Below are 3,011 nucleotides of genomic sequence, written 5' to 3'. Positions count from 1 at the left end.
TGTCCGGTGGCGAAGGCGCCGACACCACCGTTTTGCATTCTGACACCTCAGGCCCAATCCAAATCTGGGATTTTGAAAGTGGTGAAGACACTCTTGTTGTTCTGTATGCCTCCGAAGATCAGGTGCCAGAGGTCAGCATTTCACAAACTCCCAATGAAGCCGGGCAGTGGACCATTCAAAACGACGGTAAAACGATCGCATTGGTATCGGGTGCAGCACCCAACATGTCTGACATCAGACTCGTTCATCAAACATAACCAAATTATGCTTTTTCACTTTCTTTTATCAAGAAACTGACCTAGACGCCCCCAAGCCCTACGTCGTGTAGGGACGATTCTCCATGGGCCTTGCTGGACGATATCCCGGCCTGCGCCATTCACTCTAATCTCTTAAAGGGGACCCCGATGTCGATTACACCTGAAGAAAAAGCACGCCTGATGAAAGAATTCGCCACAAAAGAAGGCGATACTGGTTCACCAGAAGTACAAGTTGCAATCCTGTCCTCGCGCATCGCGACACTGACAGAGCACTTCAAAACACACAAAAAAGACAACCATGGCCGCCGTGGTCTGCTGAAGATGGTGGCCCTACGCCGCAAACTTCTGGACTATGCACGTGGTAAAGATGAAGCACGTTACCAAGACCTTATCAAACGTCTGGGCCTGCGCCGCTAATCGCGACCAACCTAACAATCATACGGAAACGCCCGCATCGAAAGACGCGGGCGTTTTTGCGTATTGGCGCGTGAAGTTCTCTGAACTCAATGGTCCGCTTTGAACGTAAAGCGCAGAATGACCGCACTCCAACTACGTGACATTCATAAATCTGCGGAATTTCACAAATCAGACCCTGTGACCTATTCAAAAACTGATGTCCCGCTTATGTCGACACATCCAAGTACATCCGCCAATGATGCTCAGGCGCAAATCCCAACATCGCTTTGGCCTTTTTGTTGGAAAAGAACGTCTCAAACTCTCCCATAGGCGCTGCGGCAACGCCGCCATAATACCGCTCGATAATCTCTGGCGTTGTCAGGCCAACAGAATGATCATCATTGGCCCCGTTGAATATCTCAAACCCCAACCCGTCGGTTTTCAAACAGCAATCCACCATATGCCCCAAATCGCGTGCATCGATATAGGCGAAAATATTGCGGCGACGCGTATCAGGATCAGCGATATAGCTTGGAAAATCCTGCTCGTACTCATGCGGCTCAACCACGTTGTTGATACGCAATCCATAGATGTCAAAGCCTGAACGGCGCTGAAAACTGCGTGCAGTCACTTCGTTCACAACTTTGGACATCGCGTAGCTGTCTTCGGGGATAACAGGATGCTCTTCGTCGATAGGGATATATTCTGGCTTGCGTTCACCATCCGCAAAACAAACACCATAGGTGGTTTCGGACGAGGCAAAAATGATCTTCTTGATCCCGAATTTCACTGCCGCATCAATGATGTTGTAGGTCGCCGTCGTGTTCGCACGATAACACTCGTTATCTGTCGTCATCAAAATGCGTGGGACGGCAGCGAAATGAACAACCGCGTCGAACTTGGGGACACCCGTGCCTGCCTCTAATTCATCAAACCCAGCGTAACTGGACATCACATCATAGACTTGCCCCGCATCCGTAATATCCACGATCCGATTGTCTAAACCGGGCAGATCAAGGGGAACGCGATCCACGTTCAACACGCGATAGCCTTGATCCATCAGATATTTTACCGCGTGCTTGCCTGCTTTGCCTGAACCACCCGTAAATAGAATGCGCATTTTGCTACCCTCCAAAGAACCACACCTAAACGCTAATCTATGCGGGCGACGCGGAAAAGCAGATAGACGCAGCCACGCAGCAAACCCCTTCCCAAACGCCTAAAAACACTGTAAGCGCGCAATATCTGAGACGTGACGCTTTGGCCTTGGCGCACAACACGATGCAAAAGGCCGGTGGCAATGGGGCCACTATTTGAACGGAAGACCCGGAGCGCCGGGAGTGCTTCCAACTAGGAAACGATATATGTTTAACGTAACTAAAAAATCGATCGAGTGGGGCAACGACACGCTCACTCTAGAAACGGGCAAAGTTGCTCGTCAGGCAGATGGCTCCGTCATCGCCACACTTGGTGAAACATCGGTAATGGCCGCTGTAACCTTCGCCAAGAAACAAAAGCCGGGTCAGGACTTCTTTCCTTTGACCGTGCACTACCAAGAAAAGTATTACGCTGCGGGTAAAGTCCCCGGCGGTTTCTTCAAGCGCGAAGCACGTCCTTCCGAAAAAGAAACACTGACAGCACGTTTGATCGACCGTCCGATCCGTCCGCTGTTCGTCCCTGGCTTCAAAAACGAAGTTTTGGTGATGTGTACAGTTCTGTCACACGACCTCGACAATGACCCAGACATCCTTGCGATGATCGCGGCGTCTGCGGCGCTGACAATTTCTGGCGCACCTTTCATGGGCCCAATCGCCTGTGCACGCGTTGGCTTTGTTGATGGCGAATACACGCTGAACCCAACTGTCGACGACATGCAGGACCTGCGTTTGAACCCAGAGCAGCGTCTCGACCTTGTTGTTGCCGGCACAAAAGACGCCGTGATGATGGTTGAATCCGAAGCATACGAACTGACCGAGGCAGAAATGCTCGGTGCCGTAAACTTCGCACACACAGCGATCCAGCCTGTTATCGACCTTATCGTTGATCTTGCCGAGGATTGCGCGAAAGAGCCGTTTGACTTCCAACCTGCTGATTACTCCGAGCTGTCCGCAGCCGTTGCTAAAGCTGGTGAAAAAGACATGCGCGCTGCCTTCGCAATCACAGACAAGCAAGAACGCACAACAGCCGTTTCTGCTGCACGTGCCGTGACCCAAGCCGCTTTGACTGAAGAGCAGCTTGCAGATGCGAACCTTGGCTCTGCGATGAAGGGCCTAGAAGCCGGCATCCTTCGCGGTGACGTTGTCAAAACGGGCAAGCGTATCGACGGTCGTGACACAACAACGATCCGTCCAATCGTTT

At 51.5% G+C, this 3,011-nt stretch carries 3 protein-coding genes and 1 pseudogene; 3 read left to right on the top strand and 1 reads right to left on the bottom strand.

All coding sequences use genetic code 11. The features are described from left to right. Together QZ279_RS06795 and rpsO are read left to right on the top strand one after the other, a co-directional pair. A partial coding sequence (locus QZ279_RS06795) for a hypothetical protein (RefSeq protein ID WP_293449472.1) occupies positions 1–257 on the top strand: 257 nt, incomplete at its 5' end. Between the two features lie 147 nt (positions 258–404). After that, positions 405–674, top strand: a complete 270-nt coding sequence (gene rpsO, locus QZ279_RS06790) for a 30S ribosomal protein S15 (protein ID WP_293449471.1) — start codon at positions 405–407, stop codon at positions 672–674. Positions 675–879: 205 nt separating this feature from the next. Here rpsO and QZ279_RS06785 read toward each other — a convergent pair whose 3' ends face one another. After that, the gene (locus QZ279_RS06785) at positions 880–1,773 is read right to left on the bottom strand and encodes an NAD(P)-dependent oxidoreductase (RefSeq protein WP_293449469.1); all 894 of its coding nucleotides are present in this window, start codon (positions 1,771–1,773) and stop codon (positions 880–882) included. Between the two features lie 244 nt (positions 1,774–2,017). Between QZ279_RS06785 and QZ279_RS06780 the strand changes: the two are divergent. Next, a pseudogene (locus QZ279_RS06780) lies at positions 2,018–3,011 on the top strand (polyribonucleotide nucleotidyltransferase); the annotation flags it as partial.

This window comes from Planktotalea sp. (assembly GCF_018607965.1).
GTDB lineage: Bacteria > Pseudomonadota > Alphaproteobacteria > Rhodobacterales > Rhodobacteraceae > Planktotalea.
This window is presented reverse-complemented; position numbering and strand designations above follow the sequence as displayed.

Excerpts from the sequence above, each read along its gene's own strand:
- rpsO (WP_293449471.1), top strand. The coding sequence starts at position 405 with ATGTCGATTACACCTGAAGAAAAAGCACGCCTGATGAAAGAATTCGCC.
- QZ279_RS06785 (WP_293449469.1), bottom strand. The coding sequence starts at position 1,773 with ATGCGCATTCTATTTACGGGTGGTTCAGGCAAAGCAGGCAAGCACGCG.